Annotated in this window: 20 protein-coding genes; 12 read left to right on the forward strand and 8 right to left on the reverse strand. The window is 68.6% G+C overall.

What is annotated here, in order from left to right:
- Window positions 1-69: 69 nt before the first annotated feature.
- From BAU07_RS01160 to BAU07_RS01175, 4 genes are all read right to left on the reverse strand, one after another.
- On the reverse strand, window positions 70-1,323 hold the full coding sequence (locus BAU07_RS01160; RefSeq protein ID WP_066652921.1) for an alpha-hydroxy acid oxidase: 1,254 nt from the start codon (window positions 1,321-1,323) through the stop codon (window positions 70-72).
- 16 nt (window positions 1,324-1,339) lie between these two features.
- Window positions 1,340-2,332 (reverse strand): Bug family tripartite tricarboxylate transporter substrate binding protein, encoded by a 993-nt coding sequence (locus tag BAU07_RS01165; RefSeq protein WP_066652923.1) that lies wholly within the window; start codon window positions 2,330-2,332, stop codon window positions 1,340-1,342.
- A gap of 116 nt (window positions 2,333-2,448) precedes the next feature.
- The gene (locus tag BAU07_RS01170; RefSeq protein WP_066652924.1) at window positions 2,449-3,198 is read right to left on the reverse strand and encodes a ribonuclease activity regulator RraA; all 750 of its coding nucleotides are present in this window, start codon (window positions 3,196-3,198) and stop codon (window positions 2,449-2,451) included.
- 86 nt (window positions 3,199-3,284) lie between these two features.
- Entirely contained in the window at window positions 3,285-4,070 is a 786-nt protein-coding gene (locus BAU07_RS01175; RefSeq protein ID WP_066652925.1) for an SDR family oxidoreductase, read from the reverse strand.
- Between the two features lie 134 nt (window positions 4,071-4,204).
- On the opposite strand from BAU07_RS01175, the gene BAU07_RS01180 reads away from it, so the two are divergent.
- Window positions 4,205-5,071, forward strand: a complete 867-nt coding sequence (locus BAU07_RS01180; protein WP_066652931.1) for a LysR family transcriptional regulator — start codon at window positions 4,205-4,207, stop codon at window positions 5,069-5,071.
- Here BAU07_RS01180 and BAU07_RS01185 read toward each other — a convergent pair.
- Window positions 5,068-5,391: a PsiF family protein gene (locus BAU07_RS01185; protein WP_066664495.1), complete on the reverse strand. Its 324-nt coding sequence runs from the start codon at window positions 5,389-5,391 to the stop codon at window positions 5,068-5,070. The two genes, BAU07_RS01180 and BAU07_RS01185, sit on opposite strands and share 4 nt — an antisense overlap.
- Window positions 5,392-5,825: 434 nt before the next feature.
- Between BAU07_RS01185 and BAU07_RS01190 the strand changes: the two genes are divergently transcribed.
- From BAU07_RS01190 to BAU07_RS01240, 11 genes are all read left to right on the forward strand, one after another.
- Window positions 5,826-6,587 (forward strand): ABC transporter substrate-binding protein, encoded by a 762-nt coding sequence (locus BAU07_RS01190; RefSeq protein WP_066652934.1) that lies wholly within the window; start codon window positions 5,826-5,828, stop codon window positions 6,585-6,587.
- 28 nt (window positions 6,588-6,615) lie between these two features.
- Window positions 6,616-7,272: an amino acid ABC transporter permease gene (locus BAU07_RS01195; protein ID WP_066652936.1), complete on the forward strand. Its 657-nt coding sequence runs from the start codon at window positions 6,616-6,618 to the stop codon at window positions 7,270-7,272.
- Window positions 7,269-8,000: an amino acid ABC transporter ATP-binding protein gene (locus BAU07_RS01200; RefSeq protein ID WP_066652938.1), complete on the forward strand. Its 732-nt coding sequence runs from the start codon at window positions 7,269-7,271 to the stop codon at window positions 7,998-8,000. Before BAU07_RS01195 ends, BAU07_RS01200 begins: the two co-directional genes overlap by 4 nt.
- A 10-nt stretch (window positions 8,001-8,010) precedes the next feature.
- Window positions 8,011-9,300 (forward strand): NAD(P)/FAD-dependent oxidoreductase, encoded by a 1,290-nt coding sequence (locus BAU07_RS01205; RefSeq protein ID WP_066652947.1) that lies wholly within the window; start codon window positions 8,011-8,013, stop codon window positions 9,298-9,300.
- 309 nt (window positions 9,301-9,609) lie between these two features.
- Window positions 9,610-10,431 (forward strand): ABC transporter permease, encoded by an 822-nt coding sequence (locus BAU07_RS01210; RefSeq protein WP_066664498.1) that lies wholly within the window; start codon window positions 9,610-9,612, stop codon window positions 10,429-10,431.
- A gap of 5 nt (window positions 10,432-10,436) precedes the next feature.
- Window positions 10,437-11,489 (forward strand): ABC transporter ATP-binding protein, encoded by a 1,053-nt coding sequence (locus BAU07_RS01215; RefSeq protein WP_066652949.1) that lies wholly within the window; start codon window positions 10,437-10,439, stop codon window positions 11,487-11,489.
- Window positions 11,486-12,382, forward strand: coding sequence for an ABC transporter permease (locus BAU07_RS01220; protein ID WP_232338220.1), 897 nt, complete (start codon window positions 11,486-11,488; stop codon window positions 12,380-12,382). Before BAU07_RS01215 ends, BAU07_RS01220 begins: the two co-directional genes overlap by 4 nt.
- A 36-nt stretch (window positions 12,383-12,418) precedes the next feature.
- Complete coding sequence (locus BAU07_RS01225; RefSeq protein ID WP_066652951.1) at window positions 12,419-13,666, forward strand: metal-dependent hydrolase family protein; 1,248 nt, start codon at window positions 12,419-12,421, stop codon at window positions 13,664-13,666.
- Window positions 13,667-13,814: 148 nt separating this feature from the next.
- Complete coding sequence (locus BAU07_RS01230) at window positions 13,815-15,428, forward strand: amidohydrolase family protein (RefSeq protein ID WP_066652953.1); 1,614 nt, start codon at window positions 13,815-13,817, stop codon at window positions 15,426-15,428.
- Entirely contained in the window at window positions 15,406-16,407 is a 1,002-nt protein-coding gene (locus tag BAU07_RS01235; protein ID WP_066652956.1) for a CobW family GTP-binding protein, read from the forward strand. Before BAU07_RS01230 ends, BAU07_RS01235 begins: the two co-directional genes overlap by 23 nt.
- A 117-nt stretch (window positions 16,408-16,524) precedes the next feature.
- Window positions 16,525-17,589 (forward strand): extracellular solute-binding protein, encoded by a 1,065-nt coding sequence (locus BAU07_RS01240; RefSeq protein WP_066652961.1) that lies wholly within the window; start codon window positions 16,525-16,527, stop codon window positions 17,587-17,589.
- 71 nt (window positions 17,590-17,660) lie between these two features.
- On the opposite strand, the gene BAU07_RS01245 is transcribed toward BAU07_RS01240, so the two are convergent.
- From BAU07_RS01245 to BAU07_RS01255, 3 genes are read right to left on the reverse strand one after another with little or no spacing between them, the layout of a single operon-like run.
- Window positions 17,661-18,818 carry an acetyl-CoA acetyltransferase gene (locus tag BAU07_RS01245; protein ID WP_066652963.1) on the reverse strand — a complete coding sequence of 386 codons (1,158 nt, stop codon included), beginning with the start codon at window positions 18,816-18,818 and terminating at the stop codon, window positions 17,661-17,663.
- The gene (locus BAU07_RS01250; protein ID WP_066652965.1) at window positions 18,815-19,210 is read right to left on the reverse strand and encodes a Zn-ribbon domain-containing OB-fold protein; all 396 of its coding nucleotides are present in this window, start codon (window positions 19,208-19,210) and stop codon (window positions 18,815-18,817) included. Before BAU07_RS01250 ends, BAU07_RS01245 begins: the two co-directional genes overlap by 4 nt.
- A 32-nt stretch (window positions 19,211-19,242) precedes the next feature.
- Window positions 19,243-20,574, reverse strand: coding sequence for a CaiB/BaiF CoA transferase family protein (locus BAU07_RS01255; protein ID WP_084025064.1), 1,332 nt, complete (start codon window positions 20,572-20,574; stop codon window positions 19,243-19,245).
- Window positions 20,575-20,581 lie beyond the last annotated feature (7 nt).

The following is a 20,581-nucleotide window of genomic DNA, read 5'->3' on the forward strand; positions in this document are numbered from 1 at the left end:
ACTGCGCCCGCGCCCGCATCCGTGCTCGCATCGGTACTCGCACCCGTACCCCCCGGCGTTCAGCCTTCCTTATCCGCCCGGCGCGACGCTCGCATGGCGCGGCGCCAGGTGGCGCGCGGCGTCCAGCTGCGTCACGTCGGTCACGCCCAGCATGGCCATGTCACGCGAGATTTCACGCGTCAGCAAGTTGACTGCATGGCCCAGTCCGGCCATGCCACCGACCGCGGCGGCGTAGCCGAATGGCCGGCCGATGAAGACCATGCGCGCGCCCAGCGCCAAGGCCTTCAGGATGTCGGTGCCGCGCCGCACGCCGCCATCCAGCATGACGGGAATGTCCGGGCATGCCTGCACGATGGCCGGCAAGGCGCGCAATGGCGCGATCGCGCCATCGAGCTGGCGTCCGCCGTGGTTGGACACGATGATGCCGTCCGCGCCGGCGTCGCGCGCCGTGCGGGCATCGTCGGCGCGCAGGATGCCCTTGACCACAAGGCGGCCGCGCCACAGGCGCCGGATATTGCGCAGGTCGTCCCAATGCAGATGTCCGCGTTCGGAGAAATCGCGCAGCACCGACGGCGACAGGATGGGCGCGCCGCGCGTGGCGTAGTTGTTCTCGAAATGCGGCATGCCATGCCGCAGCAGCGTGCGCAGGAAGGCGCCGCAGGTCCAGCGCGGATGCGTCAGCCCCTGCCAAAGCAGGCCTGCGCTGGGACGCAGGGGGGCGGAAAAACCGCTGCGCACGGTGGTTTCGGTGTTGGGCGGCACGGGCGTGTCCACGGTGACCACCAGTGTTTCGAAGGCCGTGCGCGCGACGCGTTCGATCAGCGCCACGATGCCCGCCCGGTCGCCCGGCAGATAGGCCTGGAACCAGGCGCCGGGATGGACGGCGGCAACTTCTTCCAGGCGGATCAGCGACGATCCGCTCATGACCATGGGCAGGCCCGCCCGCGCCGCCGCCTGCGCCATGACGATATCCCCGCGGTACGTGGACAGCGCCGTCAGCCCCAGCGGCGCGAAGCCGAACGGTGCCGCGTACTCCTGGCCGAACAGCCGCGTGGCGGTACTGCGCCGCGACACATCGACCATGACCTGGGGCAGGAAGGCATAGTCCCCGAAGGCCGCGCGGTTGTCATGGAAGGCGCAGCCGCTTTCCGCCACGCCGGCCATATAGCCGAATACCGGCCGCGGCAAATGCCGGCGCGCCAGCGTTTCGAAGTCGTCCAGGTTCAGGACGCGGCGCAGCCGGCGCGGCAAGGTGCGCTGCGTCGCCGCGGGGACGGCGGCACGGGGCGCCTCGGGCAGCGAAGGCCGATCGGCGGATGTCATCGGCAGGTCCCGGTCTTCATTCGGGCTTGATCCCGGCCTTGCGCACCAGGTCGCCCCACTTCCTGCTTTCGGCGACCATGTAATCGCGGAAGGCGGCGCTGTCGCTGCCCACCAGCGTCATGCCCAGGCTGTGCAGCTTGTCGCGCAGCGCGGCGTCCTGCAAACCGGTCTTGACGCCCTGTTCCAGGCGCGTCACCGCCGCCTGGGGCGTGCCGGCGGGCGCGTACAGGCCGAACCACGTCAAGGCTTCGAAGCCGGGCAGGCCCGACTCGGCGACCGTCGGAATCTCGGGCGCGCTGTCGGCCCGCTGCAGGCTCGATACCGCGATCGCGCGCAGCTTGCCGCTGCGGATATGCGGCAGCAGCGTGGGCAGGTTGCTGAACATCAGCGGCACCTGGTTGCCGAGCAGGTCGGAGATCGCGTTCGCTTCGCCCTTGTACGGCACATGGACCATCTTCACGCCAGCCATGGCGCAGAACAGTTCCATGGCCACGTGCTGCGGCCCGCCCAGGCCGGACGAGGCATAGACCAGGTCGCCTTTCTTTTCGCGCGCATATTGGATGACGTCCTGCACGGTCTTCAGCGGCACGGCCGGGTTCACCACCAGCACCAGCGGCACCGAGGCGATCAGCGAGACCGGCACGAAATCCTTGAGCGGATCGAAATGCAGATTGGGGTACATGCTGGGCGCCACGACCATGGTGGACTGGGTGCCCAGCAGCAAGGTGTAGCCGTCCGGCTTGGCGCGCGACACGGCCTCGGCGGCGATGGTGCCCGTGGCGCCCGCGCGGTTCTCGATCACATAGGTCTGGCCGAATTGCTGGCCCAGTACCTGGCCCAGCTGGCGCGCCACCAGGTCGACCGCGCCGCCCGCGGAAAAACCCACCATCAGCGTGGTGGGACGCGAGGGATAGGCGTCCTGGGCGTGGACGCCGCGCGACAGCGGGGCCAGGCCCGCGGCCAGCAGGGTTGCCAGCGCCTGTCGGCGGGTCAGCGGGGTGTGCAGCATGCGATATCTCCAGTGTTGTGGTTGTCGTTGTGGTCATTGCCCGCGGCAGGCCGGGGCGCCGCCGCAGCGGAGCCGGCTCGGCAGGCCGGCCCGGCGGGCGGGTCCAGTCGGCCGGTTCAGGCCGGCTTGCCGGCGCCTTGTTCCTGCCGGCGTTGTTCGCGCCAGGCCTGGTACCGCGCCTGGTTCTCGGCATTGGGCGGGTACAGGCCGGGCAGTTGGGCGCCGCCTTCGACCTGCTCCATGATCCACGCCTCCTGCTGTTCCTGTTCCACGGCCGCCTGCACGACGTCTTCGAGCAGCGCGTCGGGGATCAGCACTGCGCCGTCCGCGTCCAGCACCAGTACGTCGTTGGGAAACACGGCCACGCCGCCGCAGCTGATGGGTTCCTGCCAGCCGACGAAGGTCAGGCCGGCCACCGACGGAGGCGCCGCGGCGCCGCTGCACCACACCGGCAGTCCGGTGCCCAGCACGCCGTCGACATCGCGTACCACGCCATCCGTGACCAGCGCCGCCACGCCACGCTTGCGCATGCGTGCGCACAGGATGTCGCCGAAGATGCCGGCGTCGGTGACCCCCAGGGCGTCGACGATGGCGATGCAGCCGGCCGGCATGGCTTCGATGGCGGCGCGCGTGGAAATCGGCGAAGACCAGGAGGCCGGCGTGGCCAGGTCTTCCCGGGCGGGCACGAAACGCAGGGTAAAGGCGCGGCCCACGAGGCGCGGGCTATCCGGACGCAGGCGGGCGGCGCCGCGTATCCAGACATTGCGCAGCCCTTTCTTGAGCAGCACGGTGGTCAGAGTGGCGGTGGTCACCTGCGACAGCGCCTGCACGATGCGCGGGTCCAGGGGAGCGGGTTGTGTGGTCATGGTCGATTCCTCTGTGTTGGGAGCGTCTGCCGCGGACGCGGCGCGGGACACCACACGGGGCGGTGTCCCGACGGACGATAGGCGCCTCAGATGCTGGCGATCAAGCCGCCGTCGATGCGGATCACCGAACCGGTGATGTAGGAGGCGCGGGTGCTGGCCAGAAAGGCCACGGCATCCGCGTACTCCTGCGGATCGCCGTAGCGGCCCACCGGTATGGCGGCCACGCTTTGTTCGCGCACCTGCTCGACCGCGCGGTTCTCGCGTTGCGCGCGCTGTTCGTCCAGGAAGCGGATGCGCGGCGTGGCGATACGGCCCGGCAGCACGATGTTCGCCGTGATGCCGTCGCGGCCGACTTCCTGCGCCAGGGTCTTGGACCAGCCGACCAGCGACAGGCGCAGGGCATTGGACAGGCCGAGGTTGGGAATGGGCGCGACCACGCCGGACGAGGTACTGGTAATGACGCGGCCGAACTTGCGCGCCCGCATGCCGGGCAGCACGCGATCGGTAATGGCGATGACCGACAGCACCATGCTCTGGAAATGGGCCTGCCACAGGTCCGTGGCCTGGCCGGATACGGGCGTGGGCGGCGGTCCGCCGGTGTTGTTGACCAGAATGTCGATGGGGCCCAGCCCGGTTTCCACCGCGGCGACCTTGGCATCGACCGCCGCGATGTCCGCCAGGTCCCACTGCAGGGCCAGTGCCCTGCCGCCGGCGGCGGCGATCTCGGCGGCGACCTGCGCCGCGGCGTCCTCCTTCACGTCGGCCAGCGCCACGCGCGCGCCTTCGGCGGCCAGCGTGCGGGCGATGGCGCCGCCCAGGCCGCCACCGGCGCCCAATACCAGGGCGGTCTTGCCTGAAAGTCCAAGGTCCATGGGGTTGTGTCTCTGTGCTTGTAATGGCGGGCGGAAGCGCACCGCCGAAAGGTCATTGTTGGGCCGTCCAGGCTCAAGCACAATTTGATTCTTGTACATTGAAAATCCATCAAAAGTAGATTCTGGAGGCAGTGTTGGAGACCCGGTTCCTGGACAGTTTCGTCATGGTCGCCGAATGCGGCTCGATGGCGGAGGCCGCGCGCCGCATGAGCATCACGCCCACCGCGCTGGCGCAGCGCATCCGCGCGCTGGAGCGGGAGTTCGGGCTGCCGCTCTTCACGCGTTCCGGACGTTTCGTGCGCATCACGGAAGGGGGCGCGCGCCTGCTGGCGCGGGCGCGGCACTTCCAGCGCGAGCTGCGCCAGCTGAAGGCGGCGACGTCGGCGGAGGGTTTCCCCGGCGGACTGCGCATCGGCACCATCCGCACCGCCTTGACGAATGTGATGCCGGAATGGCTGACGGCCCTGGCGCGCCGCTATCCGGAACTGGACGCCACGCTGGAAATCGGTGCGTCGCACGACCTGTACCACCAGGTCGCGGCCGGCAAGCTGGACGCGGCGCTTATCGTCGAGCCGCCGTTCCGCGTGCCCAAGTCATTCGGCTGGCATGGCCTGCGCGTGGAGCCCCTGGTGCTGCTGGCCCCGCGCGGCAAGGCAGGGGCGGACCCGGATGCCCTGCTCGCCAGCGAGCCCTTCCTGCGGTACGACCGGCGAACCTGGGGCGGCCTGCTGGCGGACCAGTATCTGCGCAGGCGGGCGCTGGTGCCGCGCGAACGGTTCGAGATGGATTCGCCCGACGGCATCGCCATGCTGGTCGGCCGCGGGCTGGGGATTTCGCTGGTGCCGGACTGCTACGCCCCGGGCACCCTGCCCGCCAGCGTGGTGGCGGTGCCGCTGCCGGGCAGCCGGCTGGCGCGGCGCCTGGGCATGTTGTGGCCGGCCGGCTCCCCGTATGGGCGCCTGTTCGAAAGCCTGACCGGCCCGGCCAGCGCGAGTGCCTAGCTCTTGCCCTTCAGGCAACTGCTCATGAAGGCCTTGCGCTGGTCGCCGGCGAGCGACTGCTTGCCGGCCTGGGCGTTGCAGTCCTTCATCCGCTGCTGCTGCGGCGTCAGGCTGGCGGCCGGTTTTTCGCCTTTCAGGCAGCTGCTCATGGACGATTTATAGTCGTCGCCGGTCTTGCCCTTGTTCGCGGCGCTGCATTCGGCCATGCGCTGCTGCTGCGGCGTCGGCGTCTTGGCCGGCGATGTCTGGGCGAGGGCGGCCGAGGCGCTGAATGCCAGGGCGGACGCGGCAAGGATCAGGGTGCGATTGCGGAAAAGCATGATGTCCTCCGGATAGGGCGGCGGGCGGTCATGGCGCCCGTGCTGCCGCGCGATTGTCCCGTGACCCTGCACACGCCGGCGCGGTCCGCCGGTGCGCGCATCATGGTCCAAAGCGTCGCGGCTCGCAAGAGGCATCGCGATGCCGGCCCGGGAGGGCCCGCCGCGCCGTGCGCGCATCGGCTTGCCCCCGGACCGGCCGTCCGGCCGCGCGCTCCGTCGCGCCCGCGGCGTTGCGGGATGTCCCTAGGTTGCCGCTGCGATCACCCCCCACTTAGCATTGCCGCACCTCGCGGCGATGGCCCGCCCGGGCGATGCGCGTATCCGGGCGGTCCTGGCCATCAACCCATCGGGCTCGCCAGAAGCCCGGACGCGATGGCCCGCGCCGAACCGCGGCCCGGCCATCCGGCGTTTCTTCTATAGATAGAGGACCACCCATGAAGCTGAGATCCATCGCCGTATCCGCGCTGGCCGCGCTGTCCTTGACCGCCGCGGCCGTGGCAAATGCCCAGACCGTGGTGAAAGTGGGGTCCACGCCCACCGGCAGCCCCTTCACCTTCCTGGACACCAAGACCAATAGCATCGAAGGCGTCATGGTGGACATCATCAAGGCGGTCGGCAAGCAGGCCGGCTTCGAGGTGCAGATCGAGCCGATGGCGTTCTCCGCGCTGATCGGCTCGCTGACCTCCAAGCGCATCGACCTGGTCTCGGCCGCGATGTTCATCACGCCGCAACGGCAGCAGGTGGTCAGTTTTTCCGACCCTGTGTACACCTACGGCGAAGGGCTGATGGTGCCGAAGAGCGACACCAAGCAATACAAGTCCTTCGACGATATGAAAGGCATGACGGTGGGCGTGCAGGTGGGCACCGCCTTTGTCGAGCCTATCCAGAAAAGCGGCGTCTTCAAGGAGGTCAAGCTGTACGACAATCCGCCGGACATGATGCGCGACGCCAACGCAGGCCGCATCCAGGGCGGCTTCATGGACTACCCGATCGCCGCGTACACCCTGAAGCAGGGCAACTATCCCAACCTGCACATGGTCGACAGCTACCAGCCCAAGGTCACCGGCAGCGTGGGCATCGCCGCGCGCAAGGACGACACGGAGCTGGTCAACAAGGTGAACGCCGCGCTGAAGGTCCTGAAGGCCAACGGAACGCTCGACGGCATTCTGAAGAAGTGGGGCCTGAACGGCGCGTGAACGCCGGGGACCAAGGGGAGGAGTCGGGATGTTAGGGCAATTTTTTCAGGACTCGGCGGAATACCTCCCCATCCTGCTGCAGGGCGCCAAGCTGACCATCCTGGTCACCGCCGGCTCGCTGGCGCTGTCGACCTTGCTGGGCCTGGTATGGGCGCTGATGCGGGTGTCGGGCATCAAGGCCCTGGCCAAGTTCAGCGCGGGACTGATCAATGTGCTGCGTGGCATCCCGATTATCGTCCTGCTGTTCTATATCTATTTCGTCATGCCGGACGCCGGCCTTTCGCTGACGGCGGTGCAGGCCGCCATCATCGGCCTGGGCATCGCCTATTCCGCCTACCAGGCGGAGAATTTCCGCGCCGGCATCGAGGCCATCGACCGCGGCCAGATCGAGGCGGCCATGGCGATGGGCATGAGCTGGAGCCTGACCATGCGCCGCGTGGTGCTGCCGCAGGCCGTGCGCATCGTGCTGCCGCCCTACGGGAACATCATGATCATGATGTTGAAGGACTCCTCGCAGGCCTCGACGATCACGGTGGCCGAACTGGCGCTGCAAGGCAAGCTGATCGCGGTGTCTACCTTCAAGAACGCGACCGTATTCACGCTGGTCGCGCTGATGTACCTGGTGATGTGCGTGCCGTTGATCCTGTTCGTGCGCCACCTCGAAAAGAGGAATGCAGTCAAATGATCGTCATGCGGGGCGTGCGCAAGCGTTTCGGGGCGCTGGAGGTATTGAAGGGCATCGACGCCGAGGTCGCCAAGGGCGAGGTGGTCTGCGTGATCGGGCCGTCGGGTTCGGGCAAGTCGACGATACTGCGCTGTATCAACGGCCTGGAGCGCTACGAGGAAGGCGAGATCGCCATCGATGGCCAGCGCGTGGACAGCAATGCCGCGTCCATCGTCTCGATCCGTACCCAGGTGGCCATGGTATTCCAGCGCTTCAATCTGTTCCCGCACCGCACGGCGCTGGAGAACGTGATCGAGGGCGCCATCCACGTCAAGGGCGAAGCGCGCGGGCCCGCCACCGAACGCGGGCAGGCCCTGCTTGCCAGCGTGGGCCTGGCCGACAAGGCGCAGGCCTATCCTGCCCAATTGTCCGGCGGGCAGCAGCAGCGCGTGGCCATCGCGCGGGCGCTGGCCATGCAGCCCAAGGCCATCCTGTTCGACGAGCCGACCTCGGCGCTGGACCCGGAACTGGTGGGCGATGTGCTGGGCGTAATGCGCAAGCTGGCCGAGGCCGGCATGACCATGGTCGTCGTCACGCACGAAATCAGCTTCGCCCGCGAGGTGGCCGACCGCGTCCTGTTCCTCGACGGCGGGGTGGTGGTGGAAGAGGGGCCGGCGCGCGAGGTGTTGAATCATCCCCAGCATCCCCGCACGCAGGATTTCCTGCGCCGCGTGCTGCATCCCATGTAAGGCCTCAGCCATGCCGCAGGAACCCTTTCCGCTTGCGCCGTCATTGTGGGCAGCCACCGCGGCGCCCGCGCCCGCGACCGTGCCGTTGCAGGAATCCACGCGCGCGGACGTGCTGGTGATCGGCGCCGGATACGCGGGTCTCAGCACCGCGCTGCACCTGGCCGAGCGCGGCGTGGACGCCCTGGTGCTGGAAGCCCGCGAGATCGGCTTCGGGGGCTCCGGCCGGAACGGCGGACAAGTCATTCCCGGCCTGAAATACGATCCCGACGAGCTCATGGCACGCTACGGTCCGGAGCGCGGAGCGCAGGTCCTGCGCTTCGCGGCAGGCACGGCCGACGCGGTGTTCGACCTGATCGAACGGCATGGCATGGACGTGCCGCGCGTGCGCGCGGGCTGGATCCAGGGCGCGCATACCCGCGCGGCGCTGGAGCTGGCGCAGCGCCGCGCGGCGCAATGGACCCGGCACGGGGCCGATGTCCAGGCGCTGGATCGCGCGCAGGTTGCCGCGCGGCTGGGCACCGGCAAGTACCTGGGCGGCTGGCTCGACCGCCGTGCCGGCACCATCCAGCCGCTGAGCTACGTGCGCGGACTGGCGCGCGCCGCCATGCGGGCCGGCGCACGCCTGCATACGGACAGCCCGGTGCGCGCACTGCGCCGCGAGGCCGGCAAATGGGTGGCGGCCACGGCGTCCGGCGCCACGGTGACGGCGGACCGGGTGATCCTGTGCACCAATGCCTATGGCGCGGACCTGTGGCCGGGCCTGAAGCCGACCATCATCGACGCCAATACCTTCCAGGTGGCCACGCAGCCGCTGCCGGACGACGTGCGCGCCAGCATCCTGCCGCAGGGCCAGGTGTGCTCGGACACGCGCAACCTGCTGCTGTACTTCCGCCTGGACCACCAGGGCCGGTTGTTGATGGGCGGGCGCGGGCCCTTCCGCGAGCCGAAGGGCCCGCAGGACTGGCGCCACCTCGAGCGCGTGATGGTGAAGATGTTTCCGCAGGTCGCCGGCATTCCTTTCGAATACCGCTGGTGCGGCCGGGTGGCCATCACGCGCGACTACCTGCCGCACCTGCACGAACCGGCGCCGGGCGTGCTGATCGACATCGGTTGCCAGGGGCGCGGCGTGGGGCTGCAGACCGCCATGGGACAGGCCATGGCGCGGTACGTGGCGGAGGGCGACCAGGCCGCCTTGCCCGTCCCGCTCACGCCGATCAAGCCTTTTCCGCTGTATGGCTTGCGACGCGTCTATGTGAACGCGGTCGTGACCTGGTACCGGCTGACGGACGGAGGCGTTTGAGCCCTGCGCCGCCGTCCGATGCGAGGGCGGTCTTCCGCAGCGGGCGGCGGCGTCCGGATGCGGTGCGGCGGGCCGCCGCCCGGTTGTCCTTTTCCACGCCCCGGGTGCTACCCGGCCGCTGGCCGGGTACCGACGCCTGCCTATTGAGGTTAACCATTATTCCAGGCGGCGAACAACCTTCCTAAGATGAGGCTCCCATTGCCGGCCTTCGTCTTATTCGCGGGACCCCTTCCCGCCATGCCGGTGACCCTGCATCGAGGAACGCTTTTGGCGACGACAGCTACTCCCGCGATGGATGCGGAACGCCAGATGACGCGGCGCCGCGGCCCCATCCCCTGGGCGCGCACCCTGCATCGCGCCTTCGTCGCGCTGATGTATTTCTTCATGCTGTGCCCGCTGATCTTCGTGGTCTGGCTGAGTTTCTTCAAGGACGCGATCCTGTACTTCCCGCCGTCCGGCTACACGCTGCAGTGGTACCTCAAGGCCTGGGACAACGACGCCTTCGCCAACGGCTTCCTGTTCAGCCTGCAGGTCGCCCTGCTGGCCGCCGCGTGCGGCGTGGCGGTCGGCGTCATGGCGGCCCTGGGCATCATCCGGTACCGCTTCGCGGGCGCGGCGTGGGTCAATACGGTGCTGCTTTCGCCACTGCTGGTGCCGGGCATCGTCGCCGGCATCGCCATCTACCTGTTCTACCTGCGTGCCGAGAACCTGCTGGACATGGATGTGGTCGGCACCTATGGCGGGCTGGTCATCGCCCATGTCTGCCTGACCATCCCGTGGACCGTGCGCCTGGTATCGGCCAGCATGGCGGGCCTGGATCCGTCCATCGAGGAAGCCGCGCGCAACCTGGGCGCCAGCGGCCGCGTGGCCTTCCTGCGCATCACCCTGCCGATGCTGCGGCCGGCCATCGTGGCGGCCGCGCTGTTCAGCTTCATCGTGTCCTTCGAAAACCTGGAATTGTCCCTGTCGCTGGTGGGACCGGGCCGCACCACGCTGCCCATCGCCATCATGCAATACCTGGAATTCAACCTGGACCCGACCATCGCGGCCGTGTCGTCCGTGCAGATCGTGCTGCTGGGAATCATCATGCTGGTGACCGATCGCTTCGTAAAACTAAGCCAGGTAGTGTGAGCGTCATGGCCCAGGTCGCACTCGAAAATCTGCACAAGCAGTTCGGCTCCGCCGTCGCGGTGGCCGACTTTTCCCTGGATATCGCCGACGGCGAACTGGTGACCTTCCTGGGGCCGAGCGGTTGCGGCAAGACCACCACCCTGCGCATGATCGCCGGCTTCATCGAGCCATCCGCGGGCACCATACGGATCGGCGGCAAGGACGTGACGTCGCTGCCCGTGCACAAGCGCGACACCGGCATGGTGTTCCAGCGCTATGCGCTTTTCCCGCACATGACGGTGGCGCAGAACATTGCGTTCGGCCTGGAGATGCACAAGGTGCCGGCCGGCGAGCGCGACGCGCGCATCCGCGAGGTCCTGGACATGGTGCGCATGACGGCGCTGCGCGACCGCTATCCGCGCCAGTTGTCGGGCGGCCAGCAGCAGCGGGTTGCCATTGCGCGTGCGCTGGCCATCCAGCCCAAGGTGTTCCTGCTGGACGAACCGCTGTCCAACCTGGACGCCAAGCTGCGCCTCGAAGTACGGGAGGAAATCCGCGCCCTGCAGCGGCGTCTGGGGCTGACGACCATCTTCGTGACGCACGACCAGGAAGAGGCCCTTGCCATCGCCGACCGCATGGCCATCATGCATGACGGCAAGGTGCAGCAGGTGGGCACGCCGCAGGCGCTGTACGAGCGCCCCGCGAACCTGTTCGTGGCCGACTTCCTGGGCAAGATGAATTTCTTCAAGGGCAATCTGGCGGAGCGGGGGATATTCGGCACGGCGAGCGGGGCTCGCATCCACGTGGAGGACGGGCCGGCGGCCGCCGCGCATATGGGCGTGCGCCCGGAACGGGTGCGCCTGGCGTCCGCGCCCAGCGGCCGCAACGCCCTGCCGGGCGCGGTGGAGTCCACCGTCTACATGGGCGCCCAGCTGGAGGTCCGCGTCAAGCTGGAAAGCGGCGAGGCGATCTGCTGCCAACTGCCCAACAGCGCCGGGCACGATGGCGCGTCGACCCGCATCGGGTCACGCGTGTACGCCTGCTTCGAGCCGGCGGATTGCGTGATGTTCGCACCATGAGCGCCACCGTGATGCGACCGGCCTTGGGCGGCGCCCGCCAGTCGCGCGGGATGGGCGCCGGCCTGGCCTTCCCGGCGTCCCTGGTGGTGATCGTCGTCATCATGGTGCCCCTGCTGATGCTGGCGCGGTACAGCTTCAACCATTTCGATCCGGCCGAAATGATGCAGCAGGCCTTTACCGGCGAAAACTATGTGCGGTTTTTCGCGGATCCCTATTACCGCGGCGTTTTCATGACGACGATAGGCGTGGCCGCGCTGTGTACCGTGCTGGCCCTGGTGCTGGGATTTCCGGTGGCGTACTTCCTGGCCAAGACGACCAGCCGCTACAAGAGCCTGTTCATCATCCTGCTGGTCTTCCCCCTGCTGGTCGGCAATGTCGTGCGCGCGGCGGGGTGGATGGTGATATTGGGCAATGCCGGCGTGGTGAACACGGTGCTGAAGGGCCTGGGCCTGGTCACGGAGTCCGTGCAACTGATGTACACGCCGGCCGCCGTGGTGATCGGCACGACGGCCGTGGTGATGCCATACCTGATCCTGACCCTGCAAAGCGTGCTGGAAGGCATCGACTTTTCGGTGGAAGAAGCGGCGCGCAACCTGGGCGCCGATTTCTTCACCACCTTCCGGCGCGTGGTGCTGCCCATCGCGGCGCCCGGCGTCGCGGCGGGCACCATGCTGGTGTTCATCCTGTGCATGAACGCCTACGCCACGCCGGTGCTGCTGGGCGGCACGGGACTGACCATGATGGCGCCTGCCCTGTACGACCAGATCACGCGGGCATCGAACTGGCCCTTCGGGTCCGCCATGGCGCTGATCCTGGTGTGCGCCACGCTGGTCATGGCCGTGCTGTCGAACTGGCTGATCCACCGCCGCTATGTGCGCACCATGTCGTCCTGAACCGAATTCCCCACGCGATACGCTACGGAGCCCCGCATGACTTCCATCCTGTTCCAGAACGCGACCTTGCTCGACCCGGCCTTGCCCGACCTGCAGGAGGGTATGCATGTGCTCGTGGAAGGCGGCGCCGTCAAGGAGGTCTCCGACCGGCCGCTGCAGTCGTCCAGCGCGCGCGCCATCGACCTGCGTGGCCGTACCTTGATGCCTGGCCTGATCGACCTGCACGTCCACGTGCTGGCCACCCAGTTGAACCTGAGTACGCAAGGCGTGTTGCCCGATGCGCTGGTGATGATGCGCGCCGTGCCCATCATGGCGGCCATGCTGCGCCGGGGTTTCACGACCGTGCGTGACGCCGGCGGCGCGGGCTGGGGCCTGAAGTGCGCGGTGGAGGAAGGCACGGTCGTGGGGCCGCGGCTGTTCATCTCCGGGCACGCCATCAGCCAGACCGGGGGCCATGGCGATCCACGGCCGCGCTCCGACCACCTGCGGCCCATGAGCTTCTGCGGCTGCTGCTTTCGCGCCGGCGACATCGGCCGCGTGGCCGACGGAGTCGACGAGGTGCGCAAGGCTGTGCGCCAGGAATTGCAGATGGGCGCGGACCAGATCAAGATCATGGCTTCGGGCGGCGTGGCTTCGCCGACCGACCCCATCGCCGCCTTCGGCTATGCCGAGGACGAGATCCGCGCCATCGTCGCCGAGGCCGCAGGCCGCCAGACCTATGTGATGGCGCACGCCTACACCGCCCAGGCGATCTCGCGCGCCGTCGCCAATGGCGTACGCACCATCGAGCATGGCAACCTGGTGGACGAGGCGGCCGCCGCCCTGATGGCCGAGCGCGGCGCCTACGTGGTGCCCACGCTGATCACCTACGAGGCCTTGGCCAACGAGGGCGCCGACTATGGCCTGCCGGCCGACAGCGTGGCCAAGATCGCCACGGTGCGCACCGCGGGCCTGCATTCGCTGGAAATCTACAAGCGCGCGGGCGTGAAGATGGGCTATGGCTCCGATCTGCTGGGTCCTTCGCAGCGGCTGCAAAGCGACGAGTTCCGGCTGCGTGCGCAGGTGCTGACGCCGCGCGAGGTCATCCAGAGCGCCACCACGATCGCGGCGGAGGTCTTGAACATGCGGGATCGGCTGGGACGCATCGTGCCGGGGGCCATGGCGGACATGCTGGTGGTGGATGGCAACCCTTACCGCGACGTGTCCTGCCTGCTGGGGCAGGGTGACCATATCGGGCTGGTCATGAAGGACGGGAAGATCTTCCATGACGCATTGGCGGCCTGAACGGGAAGCTGGCGTATCCCGGTCCGCAACATGAGACTACGCCGCCGACTACCCCGCGCCACTGCATTGCACACTGCATCGCCCACTACGTCGCCCACGATCCGGCCCGCGACGTACCCGACTGCCCAGCCCACTACGGAGCGCCAGCATGCCCATCGACAATCCCTATGCAGACGTGGAAGTCGGCGAGGAATCCCGAGCGCTGAATGCCGCCAAGGGGTGGCACCCGCCGGTCGCCGCCACGGCGCGGGACCGCGGCGAGGGGCCGTTCGGTCGCCTGGTGCTGCGCGGCGCCACCATCATCGACGGCACGGGAGCGCCGCCCTGGGGACCGGTGGACATCGTGGTGGAGAACGACCGCATCGTCGCGCTGGTGAACGTGGGCACGCCGCACAAGCCCATCCATCCCGACCGTCGCCCGGCGGCGGGCGACCATGAGATCGATTGCCACGGCAAGTTCGTCACCCCGGGATTCGTCGACTCGCACGCGCATATCGGTACGCCGTATCACACGATGAGCGGCGTCGTGCCGCCGGCGGACTATATCTACAAGCTGTGGCTGGCCCATGGGGTGACCACCGTGCGCGAGATGGGTTCGATGAACGGGTTGGGCTGGAACCTGGAACAGAAGGCGCTGTCCGAAAGCAACGGAATCGCCGCGCCGCGCATCGTCGCGCACGTGGTGTTTCCGGCGGTCAACGACCGCGTCAAGACCATCCATACGCCGGAGCAGGCGCGCGAATGGGTGCGGCGCATCCAGGCGCGCGGCGCCGACGGCATCAAGTTCTTCGGCGCGCCCCCGGCCATCATGCAGGCCGCGCTGGACGAGGCACGCAAGCTGGGCTTGCGTTCCGGCTGCCACCATGCGCAGATGGCGGTGACCCGGGTGAACGCGCTGAAATCCGCGCAATGGGGCCTGACCAGCTCCGAGCATTACTACGGCCTGCCGGAAGCGCTGTTCGAGAACCGCGTGGTGCAGGACTTCCCCACCGACTACAACTACGGCGACGAGTATTACCGCTTCGCGCTGGCCGGCCAGACCTTCATGCAGGCGGCGCAGCCGGGCAGCGCCAAATGGCGCGAGGTCATGGACAAATTCCTGGAGCTCGGCCATACCTTCGTGCCTACCTTCAACATCTATGACGCCAACCGCGACCTGATGCGCGCGCGGCGCGCGGACTGGCACGACGACTACACCTGGAAGGCGATCTGGAAGTACTTCCAGCCGCAGCGCGGCGGCCATGGCGCCTATTGGTATCGCTGGAGCACGACCAACGAAATCGAATGGAAGCAGAACTACCGGCTGTGGATGCAGTTCATCAACGAATACAAGAACCTGGGCGGGCGCGTCTGCGCGGGCAGCGACTCCGGATTCATTTTTCAGATCTATGGCTTCGGCTTCGTGCGCGAACTCGAATTGCTGCAGGAGGCCGGCTTCCATCCGCTGGAGGTGCTGCGCGCCGCGACCTCGCTGGGCGCCGAGCTGTTGGGCGTGGACGGCGACACGGGGACGGTCGACGTCGGCCGGCGCGCGGACCTGCTGGTGCATGACCAGAACCCGCTGGAGGACTTCAAGCTGTTGTACGGCACCGGCGCCATGCGCCTGAACGACGAGACCGGCCAGGTCGAGTGGAAACGGGCGCTGCGCCATACCATCAAGGGCGGCGTGGTCTACGACACGGAACAATTGCTGGCCGATGTGCGCGAGCTGGTCCAGGGCAGCTGGGAAGGAGATCCGGATGGACCGCCCCACGCCCGTTGACCTGGTCATCCTGTCCGGCTTCCTGGGCAGCGGCAAGACCAGCCTGCTGGTGGATTTCCTCGCGCGCGCCGATGCCGGCGATACGGGCGTGATCGTCAACGAGGCCGGCGAGATCGGCGTGGACGGCGCCATCGTCGCCGACGGCAGCGACGACGTTCCGATGCGGATGCTGGCCAATGGTTGCGTGTGCTGTTCCCTGCGCAGCGGGCTGGTGCATACGGTGAACGCGCTGCTGGATGCGCCGCGTCCGCCGGGCCGCGCCGCGCTCTCGCGCATCATCCTGGAGACCAGCGGACTGTCGCGCCCCGGGCCCATCATCGCGTCCCTGGCCGATCCCGAGCTGGCCGCGCGCGGGCTGCGCCTGTCGGTGGTGACCACCTACGATTGCGCGCGCGGCGCATTGGGCAACGAACAGTTCGAGGAAGCCGCCGCCCAGTTCGCCGCCGCGCAGCGCATCGTGCTGACCAAAACCGACACGGTGCCGGCCGCCACGCTGCCGGAGCACCGGCGGCGCGCCCAGGCCCTGAACCCGCTGGCGGAAATCGTCGCCGAGCCGGACCGCGCGCAGGCCGTCGCGCAAGCCTTCGCCGGCCTGCCCGGTACATCGGTCACGACGCTGGCCCTGGAAGCGCTGCGCCGCGCGGGCGCCGAAGCCGGGGCCATGCGCCATCCGCGCATCCGGGTGTGGCGCGGAACGGTACGCGAGCCCATGGCATGGGCCACGTTCTCGACCTGGCTCGACGACCTGGCGGGGCTGTGCGGCGACCGGCTGTTGCGCCTGAAGGCCTTGCTGCGCGTCAGCGATTGCGCCGAGCCGGTATTGATCCAGAGTGTCGGAACGACCTTCGGCATGCCGCGCCGCATGGCTACGCTGGCGTCCGAACAGGATGTGTTGATCGTCATCACGCGCGACGTGGAGGCCGAGGCGCTGGCGACATTGGGCGCGGACGCACCGGTGGTGCTCACGGCCTGTCCGTGAGCGCGCCGGCACGTGCGGGCCAGGGGCCGCGTGCGGCGGCCGGGTCATTCATGTGTGCAGTTGGCATGCGGTTTCTGCCCGCGATTGCCGGGCTTACTTTCACATAAGGGATCGATCATGAACCATCGGGGTATACAGCGTCGCAGCTTCCTGAAAACCGCTTCCGGCCTGGCGCTGGCGCCCGCGCTGCCGCTCGTCCCGGCCCTGGCGCAGGCCGCCGGCAAGGAGGTCGTGGTGGGCACGTGGGGCGGGGATTACCAGAACCTGCTCCAGCAATACATATCGCCGCTGATGGAGAAGCAGGACATCGGCGTGGTCTTCCAGACCGGCAACGCCGTGCCGCGCGTGACCAAGCTGCGGGCCGAGCGCGATGCGCGCCGGGGCAGCATGGACGTCGCGCTGCTGGGCGATGTGGATATGTACGATGCCGCCCAGGCCAAGGCGCTGGCGGACATCAAGAGCCATGCGGCCGAGGTGCCGAACCTGGCCCAGGTGTATGACCAGTTCAAGACGGCGTATTCCATCCCGCATATCTTCAGCGCGATGACGCTGGTCTATAACACGCAGCAGTTTTCCACGCCGCCGGATTCGGTGCAGGTAATGCTGGACCCGAAGTACAAGGGCCGTGTCGGGTTCTCCGACATTCTGTATCTGTACAACGGGCTGTTCGTCGGCGCGGGCGGCAGCGGCGGCCACATCGACAGTTTCGAGCCGGGCAAGAAGTTCCTGGGCGAACTCGTGAAGAACACGCCGCGCATCTACCCGTCCAACGAGGCGGTGGCCACGGCCTTCAAGTCCGGCGAGATCTGGATGGCGTGCATGTGGAAGGCGCGCGCGCTGCAATGGCGCGACGCGGGCCTGCCGCTGGACTTCGTCATTCCCAAGGAGGGCGCGATACCGGTGACATTCGAGGCGGCCGTCGCGAAGAACTCGCGCAATCCCGGCCCGGCATGGGCCTACCTGAACGCGCTGCTGGAGCCGGCGGGCCAGGTGCATTTCGCGCGCGCCATGGGTTACGCGCCCACGGTCCGCAACGCCTCGCTGCCCGACGACCTGCGCAAGCGCGTGGCCTTCACCGACGCGGAGCTGTCGCGCATCTATCCCTATTCGCTGGACAAGCTCGCCGCGGGCAAGTCGGCCTTCCTGGACTACTGGACCAAGTCATTCAAGGGCGCGCTATAAGGCGTGGGGCCGGCGGGCAGCCCGTTCCGCACGGAGGGTATGCGGGCGGGGCCGGCCCTGGCCGGAAAAGGCTAGAGCGTCGCCGCCGTGCCGAGGATGACCGTGCTCTGGCTCGACAGCGTGCCGCCGTTCCCGTGCGCCAGCGCGGTCGCGCAGCCGGGGACCTGGCGCGCGCCGCATGCGCCGCGGAGCTGCCGCACCGCTTCGATCAGCGCGAAGATGCCGTACATCCCGGGATGGCAATAGGACAGGCCGCCGCCGCTGGTGTTGACGGGCAGCGCGCCCCCCGGCGCGATGCGGCCATCTTCGACGAAGCGTCCGCCTTCGCCCTTCGGGCAGAAGCCCAGGTCTTCCAGGAACAGGAGCGTCGTGATGGTGAACGCGTCGTACAACTGGAGCACGTCCATATCGGCCGGCGCCAGCCCGGCCATCTGGTAGGCCTGCCGGCCGGACTGCACCGCCGCGGTGGTGGTCAGGTCGGGCATCGACGATATCGAGTAATGGCCCAGGGCCTCGCCCAGCCCCAGTACGTAGGCCGGCGGCCTGCGCAGGTCGCGCGCGCGATCCGCGCGGGTCAGTACGATCGCGCCGCCGCCGTCGGTCACCAGGCAGCAGTCGCGCAGCGTCAGCGGGTCGCTGATCATCGGCGAGGCCAGGACATCCGCCACGGTCAGCGGCTTCTTCTCCCAGGCCACCGGGTTCAGCAGCGCCCACTGCCGCGCGGCGACGGCGATCCGTGCCAGTTGTTCGCGCGTGGTGCCGTGGACATGCATGTGGCGCGACGCGGCCAGCGCATACGAACTGGCCGTGTACAAGGGCTGGTACGGCGCCTCGTGCGGGTTGGCGTCCGGCGCCGCCACGTTGGCGCGGCCCATGCTGCGCTGGGTGCTGCCATACGCGATGACGGCGACTTCGCACAAGCCCGCCGCGATGGCGGCCTGCGCGTGGGCCACCATGGACATGAACGACGCGCCGCCCATATTGGTCGCGTCGTGGTAGCGCGGCGCGATGCCCAGGTATTCGCACAGGGCCAGGGTCGGCATGCGGCTCTGCGAGGTGGTGGCGAAGACGCCGTCGACGTCGGCCAGCGCCAGGCCGCAGTCGTCCAGCGCGCGTCCCACGGCCTGGGCCATCAGGTCGATGGCGCCCAGGCCGGGCGCGACCTTGCCCAGGTCGGATTCGGCGGCGCCGACAATGGCGACGTGGCCGCGCTGCAGGGCGGGCGTCATGCAGCCTCCGGTACGTCGAAAACAGGATAGGGCGCGTCGTCGCCGTCCGGCTGCACGGCCCGCATGCGCACCCGCATGCCGATGCGCACGTCGGCGGGCGCGACGCCTTCGACGCGGCTCATCATGCGAAAGCCTTCGTCGACGTCGACCAGCACCACGTTGTACGGCGCCTGGTCGCGCGGACGCACGACGGTGACGGCGTGCACGGTCCCTGCGCCGGCGCTGATGCGCCAGGGCAGGTCCGTGGCGCCGGATCCCGGCGCGAGCACGCGCGGCGGGAACACGGGGCGCTGCGCGACCGGGTCATATTGGTAGGCCAGTTCGCCGCGCGCCAGGTGGCGCCGGTAGGTGGCCAGCGGGGACTCCCGCGTGGCGCTTTCGTTCGCATCCATGAAACGCTTTCCTGAAAAGATGAGGCAGGGCGCTAAACCACACGCTTGTCCCGCAACGCCGCCACCTGTTCGGTGGAGTACCCGAGCAGCCTTTCCAGCACATAGGACGTGCTGTCGCCGAGCCGCGGCGGGGGCAGGTCGTAGCGCGGGGGCGTGCCTTGCAGGCGCAGCGGGCTGGCGATGGTGGAGACGACGGCGTTCGCGTCGCCGGGCCGTGGAATGTCGACGCGCAGGCCGCGATGCCGCACCTGCGGGTCCTCGAACACCTGGGCGTAGTCGTTGATGGGGCCGCATGGAACGCCGTGGCCTTCCAGCCGTTCGATCCATTCCCTGGCCCCGCGCGTCAGCATGGTGCGCGCCAATTGGGGAACCAGCTGGTCGCGGTCCTGGATGCGCCCGGTGACCTTGTGCCAGCGCGGATCGGCGCCCAGGTCCGGCCGGTCGATGGCGCGGCAGTAGCGCTGCCACTGGTCGTCGTTGCCCACGGCCACCACGATTTCCCCGTCGGCGACGGTGAAGACCTGGTACGGCACGAGGCTGGCGTGCGCGTTGCCGTAGCGGTGCGGCACCTTGCCGCTGGCGAAATAGCCCGTGACCTGGTTGCCGCCCAGCGCCACGATGCAATCGAGCAGGGCCATGTCGATGTACTGGCCCTGGCCGGAGACGTCGCGATGATTGAGCGCGGCCAGGATGGCAATGGTGGCGTACATGCCGGTGATCACGTCGGCGATGGCGATACCGGTTTTCTGCGGGCCGCCGCCGGGCAGGTCGTCGCGTTCGCCGGTAATGCTCATCAAGCCGCCCAGGGCCTGGAAGACGAAGTCGTAGCCCGGCTTGTGCGCGCTGGGCCCGTCCTGTCCGTAGCCGGTGATGGAGCAATAGACCAGGCGCGGATTGACGGCCCGCAGGCTGTCGTAATCCAGGCCGTAGCGCTTGAGGTCGCCGATCTTGTAGTTCTCGATGACCACATCGCTGTGCGCGGCCAGTTCGCGCGCGATACGCTGGCCGTCGGCCGTGGAAATGTCCAGCGTCAGCGATTTCTTGCCGCGGTTGGCGGCGGCGTAATAGGTGGAGTCGCGCGTGTCCCGGCCTTCGGCTTCGCGTATCCAGGGCGGTCCCCATGCCCGCGTGTCGTCGCCCGTGCCCGGGCGCTCCACCTTGATGACCTCCGCGCCCATGTCCGCCAGGTTCTGCGTGCACCAGGGACCGGCCAGGATGCGCGACAGGTCCAGGACACGGATGTGGGACAGGGCGCCCGCCGCGGGGCCGGGGCGCGCGGCGGCGTCCGTGCCGCCGGACGGCGCTGGTGCGCCGCCCCGGCCAGGGGGCGTTGCGCCGGCGGCTGACGTCGGATTGACCGTCATGCACATG

It is taken from the genome of Bordetella flabilis, from assembly GCF_001676725.1.
Classification (GTDB): domain Bacteria; phylum Pseudomonadota; class Gammaproteobacteria; order Burkholderiales; family Burkholderiaceae_B; genus Bordetella_C; species Bordetella_C flabilis.

Excerpts from the sequence above, each read along its gene's own strand:
- BAU07_RS01195 (WP_066652936.1), top strand. The coding sequence starts at position 6,616 with ATGTTAGGGCAATTTTTTCAGGACTCGGCGGAATACCTCCCCATCCTG.
- BAU07_RS01205 (WP_066652947.1), top strand. The coding sequence starts at position 8,011 with ATGCCGCAGGAACCCTTTCCGCTTGCGCCGTCATTGTGGGCAGCCACC.
- BAU07_RS01220 (WP_232338220.1), top strand. The coding sequence starts at position 11,486 with ATGAGCGCCACCGTGATGCGACCGGCCTTGGGCGGCGCCCGCCAGTCG.
- BAU07_RS01240 (WP_066652961.1), top strand. The coding sequence starts at position 16,525 with ATGAACCATCGGGGTATACAGCGTCGCAGCTTCCTGAAAACCGCTTCC.
- BAU07_RS01215 (WP_066652949.1), top strand. The coding sequence starts at position 10,437 with ATGGCCCAGGTCGCACTCGAAAATCTGCACAAGCAGTTCGGCTCCGCC.
- BAU07_RS01235 (WP_066652956.1), top strand. The coding sequence starts at position 15,406 with ATGGACCGCCCCACGCCCGTTGACCTGGTCATCCTGTCCGGCTTCCTG.
- BAU07_RS01245 (WP_066652963.1), bottom strand. The coding sequence starts at position 18,818 with ATGACGCCCGCCCTGCAGCGCGGCCACGTCGCCATTGTCGGCGCCGCC.
- BAU07_RS01255 (WP_084025064.1), bottom strand. The coding sequence starts at position 20,574 with ATGACGGTCAATCCGACGTCAGCCGCCGGCGCAACGCCCCCTGGCCGG.
- BAU07_RS01170 (WP_066652924.1), bottom strand. The coding sequence starts at position 3,198 with ATGACCACACAACCCGCTCCCCTGGACCCGCGCATCGTGCAGGCGCTG.
- BAU07_RS01230 (WP_066652953.1), top strand. The coding sequence starts at position 13,815 with ATGCCCATCGACAATCCCTATGCAGACGTGGAAGTCGGCGAGGAATCC.
- BAU07_RS01210 (WP_066664498.1), top strand. The coding sequence starts at position 9,610 with ATGACGCGGCGCCGCGGCCCCATCCCCTGGGCGCGCACCCTGCATCGC.
- BAU07_RS01175 (WP_066652925.1), bottom strand. The coding sequence starts at position 4,070 with ATGGACCTTGGACTTTCAGGCAAGACCGCCCTGGTATTGGGCGCCGGT.
- BAU07_RS01200 (WP_066652938.1), top strand. The coding sequence starts at position 7,269 with ATGATCGTCATGCGGGGCGTGCGCAAGCGTTTCGGGGCGCTGGAGGTA.
- BAU07_RS01225 (WP_066652951.1), top strand. The coding sequence starts at position 12,419 with ATGACTTCCATCCTGTTCCAGAACGCGACCTTGCTCGACCCGGCCTTG.
- BAU07_RS01250 (WP_066652965.1), bottom strand. The coding sequence starts at position 19,210 with ATGGATGCGAACGAAAGCGCCACGCGGGAGTCCCCGCTGGCCACCTAC.
- BAU07_RS01165 (WP_066652923.1), bottom strand. The coding sequence starts at position 2,332 with ATGCTGCACACCCCGCTGACCCGCCGACAGGCGCTGGCAACCCTGCTG.
- BAU07_RS01190 (WP_066652934.1), top strand. The coding sequence starts at position 5,826 with ATGAAGCTGAGATCCATCGCCGTATCCGCGCTGGCCGCGCTGTCCTTG.
- BAU07_RS01160 (WP_066652921.1), bottom strand. The coding sequence starts at position 1,323 with ATGACATCCGCCGATCGGCCTTCGCTGCCCGAGGCGCCCCGTGCCGCC.
- BAU07_RS01185 (WP_066664495.1), bottom strand. The coding sequence starts at position 5,391 with ATGCTTTTCCGCAATCGCACCCTGATCCTTGCCGCGTCCGCCCTGGCA.